Source organism: Lawsonibacter hominis (assembly GCF_014287895.1).
Classification (GTDB): Bacteria; Bacillota; Clostridia; order Oscillospirales; family Oscillospiraceae; genus Lawsonibacter_A; species Lawsonibacter_A hominis.
On sequence record NZ_JACOPP010000001.1, the window covers coordinates 262,186 to 279,865 of the forward strand.

The window sequence follows — 17,680 nt, forward strand, 5'->3', positions numbered from 1 at the left end:
TCTTTGCTCCTGTCCATCTCGGTTCAGCAGGCTTGGCAAACGGCCGCTGTGAGCAGGCTCAGACGGAAAACTCGTTGCGCCGGATGATGTCGTCCTGCGTCTCAGGCCCAAGCTCCACAAAGAAGGCGGAATAGGTCGCCACCCGGACCAGCAGATCCCGATAGTCTTCAGGCCGCTGCTGTGCCGCCCGCAGCACCTCGTTGCTGGTAAAGTTGAACTGGACCAGGTTTCCCCCGCTCTCGCAATAGGTACGGACCATCATCGCCAGCTTGTGCAGCTTATCCTCCGTGGCCACCGAATCCGAAGAGACACGTACATTCAGGATGGAGCCGTTGGTCAGCTTGACCTGGTCCAGCTTGGCCACCGATTTGAGCGTGGCAGTAAGTCCGCTGACATTTCGTCCCTGGTAGGGGGAAATTCCACCCTCGGCCAAGGGCTGTCCCGCCTTTCGTCCATCAGGCAGGGCTCCCACATTGCGTCCAAACATGACATTGGCTGTCAGCGTGAGGATCGTGGTCCCGAAATGTGCGCCGCCGAAGCTCCTGCGGTCCTTTACATAGTCGCAGCTGTAGCGGAGCACATCCTTGAGAAGGAAATCAACATAGTCGTCGTCATTCCCGAACTTAGGCGCCCGTTCCAGCAGATGCTGGATCTCTTCATATCCCTCAAAATCTGCGTCCAGCGCATTGATCAGCTGCTCCATGGTGATCTTCTTTTCATCAAAGACCACCTTTTTGACCGCCGCGAGGGAATCGCCCACATTCGCCGCTCCGGCAATGGGCATCTGTAAAATGACATGGGGCGCGCAGCCGCCGTTATAGACGTCTTTCCCCGTTTCCATACAGCTGTTGAAAAATGCGGACTGCAGCGGGCAGGGCACATGGCTCATCATCTCCAGGTCACTGTGCTGAAAGGTAAAAGCAACTTCCAACGCATGCGCTACCTGAGCTTTATATGCATCCAGCACCTCGCCGAAGCAGCGGAAGTTCCGGGGATCCCCTGTGTGGGGGCCCAATTGCTCGCCGGTCAGCCGGGAGCGGCCGTCGTTCAGCGCCAGTTCGGTGATCAGGCCATAATTAAGCATACCGCCGCCATGCGTGCGTGCCACCGCCGGAATGGTCGGATTGTGACAGCCGGTGGAGATGTAGTCCCGCGCCTGTTCAATGGTGGCGCCCAGGCAAAGCATGGATTGTATACTGGTATCGTCACTGACAAATTTGAGCTTTCCATGGAGATGCCGTGCCACCTCCACAGCCTTGACCACATACCGTTCCGGATTGAGCCGGTTGATGCGCACCACCAGGTCCTCCGAACTCAGTCCTACATCCCGCTCAGCCTCCAGCAACAGATAGGTCACATCATTGACCGCATCCCGGCCATCGGGAGTGACCCCGCCGATGGTAATCCCCTGCATAATGGGATGTCCACCCTTGCCGTCGGCCACTACATAGCTTTGCAGGTTCACCGCGCCGTTCATCTGGATCAAGAGCAGCGTCAGCAGTTCCTTCGCTTCGTCCCGGGTCAGAATGCCGGCTTCGAGATCACGTTTGTAGTAGGGATAGAGCAGCTGATCCAGCCGCCCCAGGGTCATGCCTGCCCCCCACCCCTCCTGGGTGAGACAGACATACAATATCCACATGGACTGAAGGGCCTCTCGGAAGGTGCGGGCCGGATTGGCGGGGACATACCGGCAATTGCGTGCAATCTCCAGCAGTTCTTGCCTGCGCTGCGGATTTTCTTCGTGCGCTGCCTTCTGCTCTGCCAGCACAGCATACCGCTCTGCATAGGCGATCATGGCGTTTAACGCAATCTGGACCGCACGGAAGAAGTGGTATCGCTCCAGTTGTCCCATCTGCGCACAATCGATTCCATGCAGCTGCTCCTCCGCTTCTTCCAACACTCCCTTCGCCCCACAGGTCAGCAGCTTGACAAAATCCACGGCACAGTGGGCCCAATGGTGTCCGTTTTCACAAAATCCGGCAGTTGCAGTCAGTTTATAGTTTACCTTCAGCGCGTATTCCGGCAGCCGTGCCATATGCCTGGCGCAAAGTTCCTTATCCCGCCAGTACGGCAGAGCCTCTTCCAGCACCGCCCATTCTTCCTCTGACAGCGGGGCGTAACGGTCAAACGGGCGGGTCGTGAGGGTATCCCGCTCATCCAGAAGCCATTGTCCCTTGATCTCCGGCAAAACCGCTCCGCCCCGCACCTTACTTGTAAAGTTTCCGACAAAGAGTTCTCCTTCGTCGATTCGAATACTCATATGCGCCAAGATGCACGCCAGTGCCTTGGCCCTGCGGATCAGTTCCGGCTCGCACTCCGTCTCACGGTAGGATTGCGTCATGTACTTCAGTCGTTCCACACAGATTGCCGGGGTCGTCACCATTTTGGCCCTCATGGTTGCCGTGCGCGGTGTCAGACTCATTTTTACTCCTCCAGAATGACAAAATATATTCGCCGAATTTGCTCTGTAAATTTATGCTATCACAATCATGCTTCTTTGTCAATCCGATTTGTAAACCCATTGAATTGCAACAGTTTCTCGCTTTTTATTGACAAGGTTCCAAAAACATGCTAGCTTAATAAAAACGATCAATAAATAAACATTCTTACTTAGCCAAGGAAGGGGCGCATGCGAAATGCCTAGAAAAGCAATGTCAGATCGCCAGAAACAGGCCAACCGTTCCAAACAAAAAATTGCAAAAGCAGCTTTGTCTCTGTTTCAGAAAAAGGGCTATCACAACGTAACGATTGAGGACATCTGCAAGAAAGCAGATGTTTCCGTCGGAGGGTTTTACCACCATTTCAGTTCCAAGGGCGCAGTATTTGAGATTGTCATGTCTGAGATCACGGGAAAAGTCAGCAGCTATGTCCGCGCTCATCCATCCGGCGGTTCTGCGCGGGAAGACTTGCGCCAATTCCTGCTTTTTTTTGCACAATGCCATCAGGAAATCGACCTTGGCGTACTGCAGGCCTGGCTCAATCCCAGCTTCTGCGCCCTCGGCGACGCTCCCGACGATCCCTCTGTTCTGGAGATTACACGCTTAATACAGGCCGGGCAATCCTCTGGTGAAATTACAGAACAATTTTCCCCCCGTGAGCTTACCACGCACCTGTTCGTAGGGGCCAAAGGAGTCATTTATGACTGGTGCCTGCATGCGGGCGGCTATGATCTGTTACAGCGCATGAACCTCTATATCGGCATCGAATTATGCGGAATCTCTGCTTAATTCCTATCCCAAATCAGACAGGACCGGCGGCGGCATGTGCCGCCGCCGGCCTTTTTGTCAATCCGACTCTTTGTCTGAGATATAGTTGCGGCCGATCAGCCGGTCATCCATACAGACGGCGTTGAGCATGCCCAGCACCGCCACGCTCATCAGCACCAGATAGGGGACAAAATAGCCACCTGTTGCAGTGCTCAAAGTACCGACGAGCGTATAGGCACAGGAGCGCACCGCCACGCACATGGGATAGATCACCGAGAAGGCCCGTGAAAAATCATAACGGCCGAACACGGTAGTGGTCATTGCTCCCATAATGTTGCCGGAGCCGCCGATATAGCCGCCGATCATGAAGACCGATACGTATACCGTCCAGCGACCGGGCAGCACCATGAACAAAAGAGCCAGAAAGGACCAGGCGAAAAAGCAGATGACGGTAATCCGGGTGCCGAATTTGGCGTCCAGCAGGCCGAACAGATAGCTCAGCGGCACAGCACAGAGCGCCAGTATGCTCATCATCAGCAACGCCTGCTTTTTGTCAAACCCGTAAGACATGATGGTGGGGATAAGCTGGCTCATAACCGCATTTCCAATGAGCATGTTCAGCCCGCCCACGCCCACGCCGATCTGCCAGACCTGCCGGGTGCGCAGCAGCCTTGCGGTGGTCCAGGGGCTGGTGGCACTGTAGCGCAGGCCGCGCCGGTGGAGCTCCAGCGCCTTTTCCCGGGTCATCGTGCGGTCGTTGTCTGGGAAACAGCCCTTGTCCTCCGGGTTATCCCGAAACCAGAAGATGGAGAGGAGCAGCAGCGTCACAAAGCCGACGGCGATCACGTCGAAGTGGCCGGTGAAGCCGAACGTCTCCCCCGCCCAGTTAATGAGCGGCAGGATGGTGGCGGTGCCGATCAGCGGGCCCATGGTAGCCCACCCCAGGGCCAGGCCCTTTTTGGTGGGAAACCAGTTGTTCAGCGTGGTATCCCGGATGACCATGATCGCGCTGGAGGAGGAGACCAGAAGCAGGACCGATACAAAGTACATGGCCTGGGTGGTCACCCGCGCCCATAGGAACATGCCCGCAGCGGCCACGGTCATAGCCACGATAGCGGTCATGCGCGCCCCCCTGCGCCGGGCAAACTGGGTATAGGCGATGATGACCAGGATGGATGCCCAGCCCGCGTAGGTGGAATAGGTGAGCAGTTGGGCCGAGGTCCAGCCGTAGCGCCCGGTGAACAGGCCCACATAGGTATTCAGGCCGTCGTTCATACTTCCATTTGCAAAATAGCCGAAGGCCATCAGCAGCAGGATGACCAGCCAGTGGGTCAGGCCAAAATTGCTCCGTGTATCCTTTGCCAGGCTCCCTGATTTCCTCACGATCTCCTGTCTCCTTATCCCCCGATTTGTGTCTTGAAGCCGTAGTCCTCAAACAGGGCTTTGATGGCCTGCTGGCGCTCCTCCGGGATGGTCAGCGTCGGGTCCACCGTGTACTCCATGCCGATCTGGTCGTACTTCACCCGCCCGAACTGATGTACGGGCAGGATATCCACCCGCCGGATGGAGCGGATCTTGGACAGCTCCTCCGCCGCTTGGCGGATCTCCCCGTCATCGTCGGTATAGCCGGGAATGATGGGCATGCGGATGATGATGTCTTTGCCCATGTCCCCCAGCATGCGTAGATTGCGCCAGATCAATTCGTTGGATACGCCGGTATTCTCCAGATGGCGCGCCGGGTCCATGCCCTTGATGTCGAACAGCAGCAGGTCTGCGTTCTTCAGCACCTGCAGCCCCTCGGGCGTATCCACGTAGCCGCAGGTATCGATGGCCACGTGGATACCCGCGGCATGTAGCTTCTCCATCAGCGGCAGGACGAAACCGGGGTGCCAGGTCGCTTCGCCGCCGCCGATCGTGACGCCGCCGCCGGAGGACGTGTAAAAGGCCGCGTCCCGCTGGAGGAACTGAAACATCTCATCCACGGTGTAGTATCGCCCGAAAGGCTCCAGCGCCCCGGTCCAGCAGAAATCGGCGCACTGGCCGCATACGTCGCAGGCTCTTCGGTCCACGACCACGATCCCATCCCGCACTGTCAGCGCCTTTTGGGGACAGAGGCTCTCACACCGGCCGCAGCCGTCGCATTTGTCGCAGGTCACCTTTAAAACCGGTGCAAAGGACTGCCCCTCGGGATTACAGCACCATTTGCACGTCAGAGGGCAGCCCTTCAGAAAAATGGTGGTACGGATGCCCCACCCGTCGACAAAAGAGCCCTGTACCTTGTTGAAGATCAATCCTCTGGCTGTCTCGCTCATCAGTCATCTCTCCCTCCCCGGCTGATCATACCGAGCCAAAGCTCAGCCGGGCGATGATGTCGTTCTGGAGCTGCTCGCTCAACTCCACGAAGTAGGCGGAATAGGTGGAGACCCGTACCAGCAGGTCCTTATACTGCTCGGGATGTTTCTGTGCCTGGCGCAGGGTGTCGGTGCTGACGATATTGAACTGCACCAGATAGCCGCCCATGGCGTGGAAGCTGCGCACCAGCATCGCCAGCTTTTCCAGCTTGCTGCGGTCTTTCACCGCGTCGGGGTCGATGCGGATATTGAGCACCGAGCCGTGGCGGAAGTTCATGGGATCCAGCTTGGCTACTGAGGCCATGGTAGCGGTGATGCCGCTGGTATTGCGGCCCTGGTGGGGGGAGATGCCGCCCTCGGCAATGGGCTCGCCCGCCAGGCGGCCGTCGGGCAGGGCGCCCACGTCCGCACCCATAGGGATATTGCCGGTAATGGTGGCGGCGGCACAGGTGGACTTGGCCCCATAGAAGCCGGGGATCTTCTCGATCTCACCGCTGGTAAAGGCCAGCACATCGTCCACCAGCTGGTCCACATAGGGCTCGTCGTTGCCGAACTTCGGCAGGCGCTGGATCTGGTGAAGCATTGCTTCGTCGCCCTCGAAGTTGCGGTCCAGCGCGTCCATGAGCTGCGCCATGGTATACGTTCCGTCCTCAAAGATCAGCTTTTTGATGGTGCACAGGCTGTCGCCGATGTTGGGCGCGCCGGAAAGGGACATGGAGTAGGACATGTAGGGATACATAGCGCCCCGGGTGATGTCGGTGGCCTTCTCAATGCAGCCCTGCATCATAGCAGACTGGAGAGGACAGGGGGAATAATCGGCAAACATCTTTTTATCCATGTTTTTATAGAGGTGCATATAGGGCACGAAGAAACGGAACTGCTCCTTGAAGGCGTCGTAGACCTGCTTGAAGCAGGTGAAGGTGCGGGCATCTCCGGTATGGGGCCCCATCTGCCTGCCCAGCCGGGGAGAATAGCCGTCGTGGAGCGCCAGGTCAAAGATCAGCGGCAGGTTGATCATGCCGCCGGGCAGGTCCAGGGACCAGCCCGGCACCGAGGGGGAATTGCAGCCGGTGATGGCGCACCCGCGGGCGATCTCAAGGGGCCGGCCGTCGTGCAGCATCTGCCGGACCAGCACGTCGTGACCGATGAACTTCATCTTTCCACGGAGGATCTTGGCCGTCTCCACCGCCTCGACCAGGAAATCCTGTGGGGTATCCTGGCCGGTGAGGACCATGATGTCCTCGGTTAGGCCAAAGCGGGCGGCCTCCAGCATCAGATAGGACAGCTCATTCACGGCGGTGGTGCCGTCGGGCTTCAGGCCGCCGATGGTGTTGCCCAGACGGCAGCACAAACCGCCGTAGATTTTGGCCGCCGGGGTGGAATAGACGGTGAATTGGCCGTTCTGTTTGATGAGAAAGCAGGCCAGATACTCCAGCGCATCTTCGTCGGTGATCCGTCCGGCCGCCTTGTCGGCCTGGTAGAAGGGGTACAGGTATTGGTCCACCCGGGACAGCGACGGGCCGGCGCCCCATGCCTCGTTGTTCAGGGCCACATAGGTGAACCACGTGGACTGAATAGCCTCGTACAGCGTGCGGGGCGGGTGCTCGGGCACCCAGCGGCAGGTCTCGGCGATCCGCTCCAACTCGGCCTTTCGCTGGGCGTCGGCCTCTCCGGATGCCATCTGCTCGGCCAAATCGGCATAGCGGTGGGCAAATTTCACCACTGCGCCCAGGGAGATCCTCATGGCGCGCAGATACTGCTCCTTGGTGAAGTTCTCCACGTCGCCGAACGTGCCCAGGCTCTGGATGGTCTTGTCGATCTCCTCATACAGGCCCAGCACGCCCTTCTCCAGCATTTTGCCAAAGTCCGTTGAAATGTGGCCGTAGTATTGGGTGTTCAGGCAGAAGCCGCCGCCGCCGATGATGGGGCCGTTGGCAAACTTCATATCGTCGGGCACCGCCGCCTGCCAGTGGTCGAACAGGGACTTGCCGTGCCAGTACGCGCAGCAGTCGCGAATGATCTGTTTGTCCGCCTCAGGCACTTCGGCATAGTTCTCCTGTTCCCGGGTGTGGAAGGTATCCATCTCCTTGGTGTACCAGGTGGAGTTTACTTCGGGACTCAGGGGGCCGCCGCGAACCTTTCCGGTGGGCCGGCCCACAAAGAGCTCGCCCGGGCCGATGCCCACCGTCAGGTGAGTAAGCACATGGTCCAGCGCCCTGGCCCGGCGGTACTCGATGGGCGCGCCCTCGGTACTGCGGAAGGATTCGGTGGTATACAAAGCCTTTTCCACACAGACCTGGGGCTCCACCAGCATGTTCTGCCGCAGCATCTCGATCCGTTCCAGGCGGGATGGGGAAAGTATTACGTTCATAGTGATTCTCCTTTTGCCATTGGTTGGCATGCGCCGAATGTTGTTCTCTCAGGCGCGCCCGGGAACGCTCCAGGCGCACCTGAGAGATTGGATTACTCCAGCTCGTTGCGGTTGATGATATCCTCCTGGGTCTCCGGCCCCAGCTCCACAAAGAAAGCGGAATAAGTGGCTACCCGTACCAACAGGTCCCGGTACTGATCCGGGTCCTTCTGGGCAGCCCGGAGCACCGCGTTGCTGGCAAAGTTGAACTGTACCAGGTTGCCTCCCGTCTCACAGAAGGTGCGCAGCAGGGAGACCATGCGGTCCATCTTCTCGTCGTTCTTCACCGCGTCGGGATCGATGCGCATATTCAGGATGGAACCCAGAGCCAGTTTGACCTGGTCCAGCTTGGCCACCGACCGCATGGTGGCCGGCGCGCCGCTGATGTTGCGCCCCTGGTAAGGCGAGATACCGCCCTCCGACAGAGGCAGTCCGGCCTTCCGGCCATCGGGCAGCGCACCCACAAGGCGGCCGAACATGACGTTGGTGGTCATGGCGAAGCAAGCGGTGGCAAACTTGGCGCCGTAGTGGGTATGGAACTGGGCCACATAATCCCCTGCGTCGGAGAGAATGCGCTTGGCGATCAGATCCACATAATCGTCGTCGTTACCGAACTTCGGCGCTTTCTCCAGTTGATGGAGCAGGCCTTCATAACCCTCGAAGTTACGGTCCAGTGCGTCGACGAGTTCCGCCATGGTGTACTTCTTCTCCTCAAAGACCACTTTTTTCACCGCGGCCAGAGCGTCGGCCACGTTGGGTATTCCGATCATGCCCAGGGCAAAGGTGATGTGGGGGGCGGTACCGCCGTTATAGTCGTCCACCCCCCGTTCCATGCAGGGATCATACATGGAGGAGAGCAGCACGCAGGGGTATTCTCCAAAGGAGGCAAAGTCTGCATGCTTGTTCACCATCTGAAGCCGCAGGCCCGCTTTGAGCTGGATCTCAAAGGCTTCCAGCAGCTGTTCAAAGCCGGCGAAGTCCCTCGGATCCCCAGTTTCGGGCCCCAGCCGTTCCTTTCGAATACGGCCCACACCGTTGTTCAGCGCCAGCTCCAGGGCCAGGCCCGCATTCATGGCTCCGCCGCCGGTGTTGCGGGAGTAGTGGGGTACCGTTGGATTGTGGCAGCCAGTGGAGATATAGTCCCGCGCCTTTTCCAGCGGTACTCCCAGATAGAGCATGGACTGGATACTGGTATCGTCGCTGACAAATTTCAGCTTTCCGCCCAGCTTTTTGGCGGTCTCCAGGGCGTGCTTCACATAGGAATTGGGGTTCAGGCGGTTGATACGCACCATCATGTCCTCCGCGCCCAGGCCCACGTCGCCCTCGGCGGACAGGAAGAGATAGCTCAGTTCGTTGACCGCGTCCCGGCCATCCGGCGTGATCCCGCCCACACAGAGGCTCTGCATGGTGGGGTGCCCGCCCTTGCCGTCCGCCACCACATAGCTTTGCAGGTTGATCCCGCCGTTCATCTTGATAAAGATGAGGGAAAACAGCTCGTGGACCTGCGCATCCGTGGTGCGCCCGGCCGCCTTGTCCTTTTGGTAGAAGGGATACAGGTATTGGTCCGCCCGGCCCAGGGTGGGTCCTGCGCCCCACCCCTCGATCATGAGGGCCACGTACAGCAGCCAGCAGGACTGGACGGCTTCAAACAGATCATCCGCAGGCCGAGCGGGCACCTTTCGGCAGGTCACAGAGATACGCTCCAGCTCCGCTTTGCGGACAGGGTCGCTCTCCTCCGCCGCCAGACGCTCCGCCAGCTCGGCGTACCGTTGAGCAAAGCGGATCAGGCCCCGGTGCACCACTTGTACCGCCAGGTAAAACTGACGGCGGTCCTGGGCGGTGGGGTCGGTATAATCCAGCGCGGCGATTTTTTCCTCCGCCTCAGCGATCAGTCCCAGACTGCCCACCCTCAGCAGCTTTTCATAGTCCGCCGCCGTATGGGCCCAGTGGTGACCGTTTTCCGCATAGCCGCCGGTGGCTACCATGATGTGGTCCAGCCGCTGATACTCCGGCGGTACCTTGGCCTGCCAGTGCTCAAAGGCAGCCTTTCCTCTCCAATAGGGCAGATATTCGTGCAGGATATCCAGTTCCTCCCGGCTCAGAGGCTCGTAGCGGTCGAAGGGACGGGTGGACAGGGTGTCCAGCTCATCCAGCAGCCACTGGCCCTTCAGCTCCGGCGCAATGGCGCCGCCCCGGATCTTACTGGTAAAGTTTCCCACAAAAAGCTCGTCTTCGTCGATGCGGACGGTCATATGCTCCAGGATGTAGGCCAGGGCCTTGGCCCGCCGCATCCGGTCGGTCTCGCCCTCCGTCTGCCGGTAGGACTCCGTCATATAGCGCAGCCGTTCCACGCAGATCGCCGGGGTGGTGACCATCCGGTCACGCAGCTTCTGGGCCCGTGCTGTCAATGCCATGGGATCACTCCTTGGTGAATTTCGTTTTTTAAGATTGATTATAGTATAATTCGCGTAAAATGTCTCTTTTTCTTTTTTATTTGACGTTCTTCTCGCGGATCAGCACCACGCCCAGCACGGCGGTAAGGATGAACAGCGCCACACAGTAGTACCACATGCCGGTGAAGCCCGCGGCGTCGATTACCACGCCAGCCACCAACGTCGCCAGGCCCAGTCCCACGGCGTTGGACATCTGGAAGGTGCCGTTGGCTACGGGGATGCGGTTGGCCGGGCAAGCCTTCATCAGGGACGCGTTCAGCGGGGCCTTGATGCCGGCCTGGCCCACGCCATAGACGAGCCCCAGGACCACCCATGCGGTAACGCCCTGGGCAATGCAGACATAGACGACGGCGCAGATGATGCAGCAGGGTACCAGCAGTACCTTCAGGCCTTTTCTGTCCTGCACGGCTCCCATCCAGAACCGGCACAGAAACTCAGTCACGGCCTGCGCGGTAAAGAATACGGCGGCGGAGACCCCCTCATAGGTGGCGGCTACATAGGCGGTCAGGAAGAACATGGTGCAGTGGGCCATGGAGGCCACGATCATGGTGATGCAGGCAGGGATCGAGGTCTTCTCCAAAAACTTCCAAATCCCAGTGTAGGGCTTACCGTCGGCGTCATAGCGGGCGGCTTCCGCGGCAGCGGCGGCCTTGGCGGCCGCCCCGGGGTCCGAGGCGTGCTTCTTCCGGCCGGGAACAAAGATGAGGGCCAGAACCAGACCCGCCACCATGATGGCGGCGATGCCCACGAAGAACCGGAACCAATTCTGGTCGTCGCCGATCAGGGCCTCAGCCACCCAGGGACCGGCCACGATGGCGGCCGCCTGGGGGATACCGATGAACAGGCTGGAGGCCGTGCCCATACGGCTCTGGGGCACCGCTTCAGCGGCCAGGGAGTTGGAGGAGGTGTAGGACCAGGCATGGCCCACGCACTGGATCAGGCGGAAGAACACGAAGCCGGTAAAGGTCAGGAGGATGCCGCAGCAGGCGATCATGGCGGCAAAGATGGCAAGGCCGATGATAAGCATAGTCTTGGAACCGAACTTCTGGCTCAGGGGGCCGGTGGAGGGACGCAGGATCATGGCGATGATGGTCCAGCCGGTGCCTACCAGACCATAGGCGGTAGCACTGCCCTTCAGATACTGCAGAACATAGACGGACAGGTAGTTGGCCATGGCCTGATAGCAGACGGAAATGACGATGATGACCACGATGGGAACGATCATCGGGGCCCACCAGGGGGCATGTTTTGCGGTTGTCGTGTTGTTCATACTGTTTCCTCCTTAAGCTCTCTTATCTGTTTTCGCGGGGCAGGGTATTTCCGCGGGGTCCGACAGTAGATCAGAAGAGGCATTCGGTGATGGTTTCGACCGGGAATTTGGTGAGTAGCTCGTAGCCGTCCTTGGTGACTACGATGTCCTCCTCCAGACGAACGCCGAAGGGGCCGTACTTGGGGTCTACGCCGCCGGTCCAGGTCTCCACGGCCATGACCATGCCCTCCTCCAGCACCGTATGCGCGGCCTTTGGGGTGTAAGGGCGGAAGAACTGGGGTGCCTCGTGGAGGGACAGGCCCAGGCCGTGGCCCAGGGCATAGCCCGCCACATCCAGCCAGTTCTCATATCCCCAGTACTTGGGGGACTGCGGCCAGCCCTTGACGATATCGGCGGTGGAGTTGCCCGCCTTGATCCCCTCCATGCCGTCGTACATCATCTTGCGGCAGTCCTCGTACACCTGCTTTTGGAGCGCGGTTGCCTCGCCGCAGACAAACGTGCGGTAATAGCAGGACTTATAGCCCATATACGAATTGCCGTTGATATCAATGCACACCACGTCGCCGGGGTTGATGGACCGGTCGGTGTAGTCGATGTGCAGAGGATTAGTGCGGGGACCGGAGGAGCAGACAAACTCCTGCACTTCGTCGGCGCCCAGCTCGTAGAGCTTTTTCATGCCAACGCCCACCAGATCGCACTCCCGCACGCCGGGAACCAGGGCCTTTTTGATCTCGTAGAACGCGGCGGTAGCGGAGTTACAGGCCATGCGCATGCAGGCGATCTCGTCCTCGTTCTTGATGACGCGGGCATCAAACATGGCCTCCTCGGCATGCTTGAAGCGGGTGATGCCCTTGCGCTTGAGGGCCTCGGTCATCATCAGCTCAGAGCAGCAGCCGTCAAAGCCGATGACGCCGTTCTTCTGGCCGTGCTCCTCGATGACGGGGACGATCTTGGACATGTGAGTCTCCAGCTCGTCCACGTTGCGGGCCCACTTCAGTCCTCCGGGGGGCGCCCAGATCTTGTCTTTGAGCCATGGCATCTCTTTGCGCAGCTCATAGCAGGAAAAGCTGGTGGTCAAAAAACAGTGAGGATCGCCGTTGATGGGCAGGACCACCATCTGGGCCTGGGGAAAGCGGCAGGGTACCGTGGCGTAGCCGCCGGTGATGTAACGGATGCTGTAGGCATCCCAGGTAATGAGCACGTCGATGCCGTGCTTGGCCATGGCCTCCTTGGTGCGCTGGAGACGGTATTCCCGCATCCGCTCGAAGTTGATGCCGGCCAGACGGTCGTATGCCATTCTTCCGTAGGGCATGTTTCGTTCCTCCTTTTTGTCATTCGGCGCCGGCGTTGACGGCCGCCGCCAGGGTGATGCACATATATTTTGTCTCCGCCGAGGATGCACGGGAACTGAGAATGACGGGGACCTTTGTGCCTAAGATGAGTGAGCCTACCGGGATGCGGCAGGTCTGGGTGATGGCCTTGGTGGTCAGGTTGGCCGAGGTGAGTTCCGGAAAGACCAGCAGATCCGCGTCCCCGGCCACATCGCCGCCGAAGCCCTTGACCTTAGCGGCCTCCTTGTTGATCGCCACATCATAGGAGATGGGACCTTCCACCGTACAGCCGGGGATCTGGCCTTCCAGATTCATGCGCTTGAGTTCGGCGGCCTCCACGCTGTCCTGCATACGGGGATTGACGACCTCTACCGAAGCCAGTACGCCCACCTTGATGTTCTCATAGCCCATGGCTGTCATGGTCTGTACCGCGTTCTCGATGATCTGACGCTTCTCATCCAGGGTAGGATGCATACAGATGCCCGCGTCGGTGAAGGCAATGAGCTTATGATAGTGGGGCAGCTCCCGGATGGAGAGCATGGACACCAGGTTTCCGGTACGCAGCTGGTTTTCCCGCTTCAGGATGGCGTGCATGAACTGAGCTGTTTTAATGAGTCCTTTCATGATGCAGTCCGCCTGTCCCGCGTTGACCAGATCCACCGCCCTCTGGGCCGCAGCCTCATGGTTGGGCTCATGGCAGATGGTCACGTCGCTCTTATCATAGTAGTGGTCGGCCAGCAGTTCGGAGATGATCTCCTCATCCCCGATGAGGATGGGTTCGATCAGTCCTTCCCGGCCCGCCCGCAGGACGGCCTCCATCGTGTACTCGTCCTCTGCCGAGACCACTGCGCAGCGGGCCTTCTGCTTGCGCTGCATCGCCCGCTGGGTAAGCTGAGAAAATTTCGTATAAGTCATGGGGCCGCCTCCTGTTCGGATCGTCGTCTTATTTTGAATGCAGGATCTATGCCAAGTTTTTTATGGGAAGCGGTGCGGTTTTTCAGGCCTTCTTGCGCTTTTCCCGCCGCCAGTGATGCCGATCGGCATCACTGGCGTTCACTTTCCGCAACACCGTCCGGTTTGTTTCTGCGTTCAGAGCTTATGATGAAGCTTCAGGATCTCCAGCAGCATCTCGTCCCGGTAGCGGGCCAAAGATTCGTTGGTATTTCCGAGCTGCGCGGGCCGCCTGGCCATGGCCTCCTCCACCCCGGCCTGGGCCATATCCGGCCAGTCCTCGGGGTAAGTCGTCCAGCGGGCCATATCCTCCAGCCAGGACTTTTTGTTCTTGCCCCCGCCCACGTTGGCATACAGGCCCTTGATGCCCTTGGGATTGCCCAGCTGATAGAGCAGGTTCTGTCCCATAATGGCCCAGCGGATGCCAGGCCCGAAGGTAAGGGCCTTGTCCGCGTCCTCCACCGAGCACACGCCCCGTACCACCAGGTCGATGATCTCACGGGCCACCGCCGTCTGGATGCGGTTTGCGATGAAGCCGGGCACCTCCTGATGCAGCACCACCGGCTCCTTGCCCAGCAGGGTATAAAACTGCCGCGCGGTCTCCACCGCCGCTTCGCTGCCTGCGGGACCGACCAGTTCCACCAGGGGGATCAGATGGGGCGGGTTGTAGGGATGGGCGCCGATGCAGCGTTCGGGGTATTGAGACAGCTTTGCGATCTCGCTGATAAGCAGCCCGGAGGTGCTGCTGGCGTAAATGACCCGGTCTCCCGCAAATTCGTCTACCTGTGCCAGCACCGCCTGCTTAATCTCGTACCGCTCAGGCACCGACTCCTGCACCAGCTGCACACCGCAAAGGGCCTCCTCCATGGAGGTAGTACAGCGGACCCGGTCCAAGGCCTGGCCGGCCGCCTCCCGGGTCATGCACGCTTTCTCCACCAGGAAGGCCAGGTTGTCGGCCACCTTTTGACGTCCGGATGCCAGCTGTTCGTCACTGATATCGTACAGCACCGCCTCGTAGCCCTTCATGACGAAATTGGTGCACCAGCTTGCACCGATGACCCCGGTACCCAGGCATGCGATCCTCTGGATCTCCTGCGTTTTCATAGTCTCACTCCTCCTCTGTTTTGCGGCAGTCCGCCAGGAATGCCTCCAGAGTGTCGTATCCCGGCGGGAGCCAGGTATAGCGGTTGGCCCGCTCCTCGCCCCGGAGCACCCGCGCTCCGCCTTGGGCCAGGGCCAGCATCTCCCGCTCGCCGGGGATGACCACTACCGGCGCCAGAAACTCCACCTGCTCCGTTACCCAGTTGGTAAGTCGTTTGGACCAGGCCAGACCTCCGGTGAGGATAATGCGGTCCAGCCTGCCGCTCTGCACCACTGAAAGTTCCCCAATGCCTTTGGCGATCTGGTAAGCCATATACCAGAACACGTCCCGGGCCTTTTGATCCCCGGCGTCGATCAGCGCCTCCACATCCCGGGCGTCGTTGACGCCGAACCAGGCTACCAGACCGCCCTTGCCCCGCATTTTATTGGCCATCTCCGCCTTGGTATATTGACCGGAATAGCATAGTTCGATCACGTCGGTGACCGGGATGCGTCCCGCTCGCTGGGGGGACATGGGACCTGCATCGTCCAGCAGGGTGTCCACCATCCGTCCGCCGGAATGGAAGGCCATGGTGATGCCGCCTCCCAGATGGGCCACGATGAAGTTGCACTCCTCATAGGCCTTTCCCAGGCTTTTGGCCACTTGGCGGGCCACCATTTTGGAGTTGAGGCAGTGAGAGGTAACGAAGCGGCGGCACTCAGGCAGGCCGGTGTAGTGCATGATCTCGTCGGCGTCGTCTGCCGAGGGCGCGTCATAGAAAATAGCGGGCACACCGCTCTCCCGGGAGAGCTGGTAAGCAATGATGGCCGCCAGGCTGGACACGTGCTGGGAGCGGGGCCGGTAGCGCAGCATGGCGTCCACGTGGGCGTCGATCACGTAGGCTCCGCTGTGTACGCCATGGATGGAGCCGCCCCGGGCCACGATCAGGTCCAGGGTAGACAGATCCAGTTCCGCCCCCCGGATAAAGTCCCGGATGGAGGCCATGCGGATGTCCAGCTGCTGGATCATCCGCGTACAGTCTGCGATGTCCTCCGCCCGGATGACCAACTCCTGCTTGAGCACCTCCGTCTCATCCTCAAAAAGGGCCAGTTTGGTGGAGGTGGAGCCGGGGTTGATGGTCAAAATTCTCTTTTTCTCTGCCATGGGGTCCCTCCTCATGGGTGCTGCTTCCAGGACCAGGCCGGATCCTGAACGATGCATTTTCCGCCGGTAATCTCCAGAACCTGCCCGGTCACGCCCCGGGCCAGGTCTGAGGCCAGAAAGACCATGCCCGCCGCAATCTCGGCGGGCTCGCCCAGACGCTGCATCACGCTGCTGCCACCCAGCACGTTGATATCTTTCAGGTGACGGTTGTTTTGGGTAACCATGTCCGTCCGGATCATGCCGGGTGCCACAGCGTTGACCCGGATGCCCCGGCCGGACAATTCCCGGGCCAGCAGTCTGGTGTACATGCTCACGCCCGCTTTGGTCACGCCGTAGATACTGCGCACGGTGGAGGTAATGCGTCCGCCCAGGGAAGAGGTGTTCAGGATACAGCCTCCCCGCCCCGTCAGATAGGGGATCGCCAAATTGCAGCAGGAGATGACCGCCTTCAGATTCACGTTCACCACCTTGTCCCACTGTTCATCCGGCATAGTGGTAAAGCCGCAGGGGTTGCCCACACCGGCGTTGTTGACCATCACATCCACGCCGCCAAAGCGTTCCTGCACGCGGTCCAACAGCGCGCACATCTGCTCGGAGCAGGTCACGTCGGCCGCAAAGCCGAACTGATTGGGATCGTTCCGGCTGTTTACCTGGTCGATCATGTCCTGTCGGAAGTCGCATACCGTGACCCGGCAGCCCTCGGCCAGGAATGCCTCCGCCGCCGCCTTTCCGATCCCGGAGGTCCCTCCGGTCACCACCACACTCTTTCCCGCAAGCCCGGTATTCATGCTTCCACCTCCCGTACGTCTGTGTTCCCGGCCTCCAGCAGTGTGCCGGTACAATAGGAAGCCGCCTGGGAGGCCAGAAACAGCACCGCCCCAGCCAGGTCAGACACGCCGCCGCCCAGCGCCGCCGCGTTGACCCGGATGCGCCGGCTCGCCAACTCGGAGGCCAGCGTCTTGGTCATAGACTCCACGCCTGCGGCACAGACCGCCGCCACCCCCTCCAAAGGGCCCGGCCGGTGCAGGGCGGAATCGGTCAGCAGCACGACGGCGGGGTCCTGTGCGCGCTCCAGGTAAGGCAGCGCTGCTAGGACCGCCTTCCAGTCGGTCCGCAGGGTCTCGGCAAAGGCACAGCTCCACTCCTCCGGCTTTACTTCCGTGAGCGGCTTGCGCACTGGTGCAGAGCGCCCGTTGCATACCATCACGTGGATGGCCCCCATGCGTTCTCCCGCTGCGGCAACAAACGCCGTAAGCGCGTCATCGTCCGTCAGCGGCAGCTTTTCCGTATGGATGCTCAGCGCTTCCTTCCAGGCCAGCGTCTCCAGCTCGCCCAGATGCTCGCCGCAGACGAACACGTCGGCCCCTTCCCTTGCCAGGGCCAGAGCCACCGCCTGTCCCGCCGGGTCGCCTCCTGCCACCACTGCGGTCTTACCATGAAAATCCGCGTTCATATCGTCCACT

General features: G+C 59.9%; 13 protein-coding genes. 1 reads left to right on the top strand and 12 read right to left on the bottom strand.

Features of this window, described 5'->3' with window-relative positions; translation table 11 throughout:
• Positions 1 to 58 precede the first annotated feature (58 nt).
• On the bottom strand, positions 59 to 2,422 hold the full coding sequence (locus tag H8S57_RS01295) for a glycyl radical protein (protein WP_186906260.1): 2,364 nt from the start codon (positions 2,420 to 2,422) through the stop codon (positions 59 to 61).
• A 229-nt stretch (positions 2,423 to 2,651) separates the two neighbouring features.
• On the opposite strand from H8S57_RS01295, the gene H8S57_RS01300 reads away from it, so the two are divergent.
• On the top strand, positions 2,652 to 3,227 hold the full coding sequence (locus H8S57_RS01300; RefSeq protein ID WP_207723645.1) for a TetR/AcrR family transcriptional regulator: 576 nt from the start codon (positions 2,652 to 2,654) through the stop codon (positions 3,225 to 3,227).
• A 57-nt stretch (positions 3,228 to 3,284) separates the two neighbouring features.
• Here H8S57_RS01300 and H8S57_RS01305 read toward each other — a convergent pair whose 3' ends face one another.
• The 11 genes from H8S57_RS01305 to H8S57_RS01355 form a co-directional block, all read right to left on the bottom strand.
• Positions 3,285 to 4,589 carry an MFS transporter gene (locus tag H8S57_RS01305; RefSeq protein ID WP_186906262.1) on the bottom strand — a complete coding sequence of 435 codons (1,305 nt, stop codon included), beginning with the start codon at positions 4,587 to 4,589 and terminating at the stop codon, positions 3,285 to 3,287.
• A gap of 14 nt (positions 4,590 to 4,603) precedes the next feature.
• Positions 4,604 to 5,518: a glycyl-radical enzyme activating protein gene (locus H8S57_RS01310; protein ID WP_186906263.1), complete on the bottom strand. Its 915-nt coding sequence runs from the start codon at positions 5,516 to 5,518 to the stop codon at positions 4,604 to 4,606.
• 25 nt (positions 5,519 to 5,543) lie between these two features.
• Positions 5,544 to 7,928: a glycyl radical protein gene (locus H8S57_RS01315; RefSeq protein ID WP_186906264.1), complete on the bottom strand. Its 2,385-nt coding sequence runs from the start codon at positions 7,926 to 7,928 to the stop codon at positions 5,544 to 5,546.
• Between the two features lie 92 nt (positions 7,929 to 8,020).
• Positions 8,021 to 10,381, bottom strand: a complete 2,361-nt coding sequence (locus tag H8S57_RS01320) for a glycyl radical protein (protein ID WP_186906265.1) — start codon at positions 10,379 to 10,381, stop codon at positions 8,021 to 8,023.
• Between the two features lie 76 nt (positions 10,382 to 10,457).
• A complete protein-coding gene (locus H8S57_RS01325) occupies positions 10,458 to 11,690 on the bottom strand; it encodes an MFS transporter (RefSeq protein WP_186906266.1) in 1,233 nt (410 codons plus the stop codon).
• Between the two features lie 70 nt (positions 11,691 to 11,760).
• Positions 11,761 to 13,002 carry a M24 family metallopeptidase gene (locus H8S57_RS01330; RefSeq protein ID WP_186906267.1) on the bottom strand — a complete coding sequence of 414 codons (1,242 nt, stop codon included), beginning with the start codon at positions 13,000 to 13,002 and terminating at the stop codon, positions 11,761 to 11,763.
• A gap of 19 nt (positions 13,003 to 13,021) precedes the next feature.
• Entirely contained in the window at positions 13,022 to 13,936 is a 915-nt protein-coding gene (locus tag H8S57_RS01335; RefSeq protein ID WP_186906268.1) for a phosphate acyltransferase, read from the bottom strand.
• Between the two features lie 174 nt (positions 13,937 to 14,110).
• Positions 14,111 to 15,076 (bottom strand): 3-hydroxyacyl-CoA dehydrogenase family protein, encoded by a 966-nt coding sequence (locus H8S57_RS01340; protein ID WP_186906269.1) that lies wholly within the window; start codon positions 15,074 to 15,076, stop codon positions 14,111 to 14,113.
• Between the two features lie 4 nt (positions 15,077 to 15,080).
• The gene (gene buk, locus H8S57_RS01345) at positions 15,081 to 16,217 is read right to left on the bottom strand and encodes a butyrate kinase (protein ID WP_186906270.1); all 1,137 of its coding nucleotides are present in this window, start codon (positions 16,215 to 16,217) and stop codon (positions 15,081 to 15,083) included.
• 11 nt (positions 16,218 to 16,228) lie between these two features.
• Complete coding sequence (locus tag H8S57_RS01350) at positions 16,229 to 17,005, bottom strand: SDR family NAD(P)-dependent oxidoreductase (protein ID WP_186906271.1); 777 nt, start codon at positions 17,003 to 17,005, stop codon at positions 16,229 to 16,231.
• On the bottom strand, positions 17,002 to 17,670 hold the full coding sequence (locus H8S57_RS01355; RefSeq protein WP_186906272.1) for an SDR family NAD(P)-dependent oxidoreductase: 669 nt from the start codon (positions 17,668 to 17,670) through the stop codon (positions 17,002 to 17,004). Before H8S57_RS01355 ends, H8S57_RS01350 begins: the two co-directional genes overlap by 4 nt.
• Between the last annotated feature and the right edge of the window lie 10 nt (positions 17,671 to 17,680).

Excerpts from the sequence above, each read along its gene's own strand:
- H8S57_RS01315 (WP_186906264.1), bottom strand. The coding sequence starts at position 7,928 with ATGAACGTAATACTTTCCCCATCCCGCCTGGAACGGATCGAGATGCTG.
- H8S57_RS01350 (WP_186906271.1), bottom strand. The coding sequence starts at position 17,005 with ATGAATACCGGGCTTGCGGGAAAGAGTGTGGTGGTGACCGGAGGGACC.
- H8S57_RS01300 (WP_207723645.1), top strand. The coding sequence starts at position 2,652 with ATGTCAGATCGCCAGAAACAGGCCAACCGTTCCAAACAAAAAATTGCA.
- buk (WP_186906270.1), bottom strand. The coding sequence starts at position 16,217 with ATGGCAGAGAAAAAGAGAATTTTGACCATCAACCCCGGCTCCACCTCC.
- H8S57_RS01340 (WP_186906269.1), bottom strand. The coding sequence starts at position 15,076 with ATGAAAACGCAGGAGATCCAGAGGATCGCATGCCTGGGTACCGGGGTC.
- H8S57_RS01320 (WP_186906265.1), bottom strand. The coding sequence starts at position 10,381 with ATGGCATTGACAGCACGGGCCCAGAAGCTGCGTGACCGGATGGTCACC.
- H8S57_RS01295 (WP_186906260.1), bottom strand. The coding sequence starts at position 2,422 with ATGAGTCTGACACCGCGCACGGCAACCATGAGGGCCAAAATGGTGACG.
- H8S57_RS01335 (WP_186906268.1), bottom strand. The coding sequence starts at position 13,936 with ATGACTTATACGAAATTTTCTCAGCTTACCCAGCGGGCGATGCAGCGC.
- H8S57_RS01325 (WP_186906266.1), bottom strand. The coding sequence starts at position 11,690 with ATGAACAACACGACAACCGCAAAACATGCCCCCTGGTGGGCCCCGATG.
- H8S57_RS01355 (WP_186906272.1), bottom strand. The coding sequence starts at position 17,670 with ATGAACGCGGATTTTCATGGTAAGACCGCAGTGGTGGCAGGAGGCGAC.
- H8S57_RS01330 (WP_186906267.1), bottom strand. The coding sequence starts at position 13,002 with ATGCCCTACGGAAGAATGGCATACGACCGTCTGGCCGGCATCAACTTC.
- H8S57_RS01310 (WP_186906263.1), bottom strand. The coding sequence starts at position 5,518 with ATGAGCGAGACAGCCAGAGGATTGATCTTCAACAAGGTACAGGGCTCT.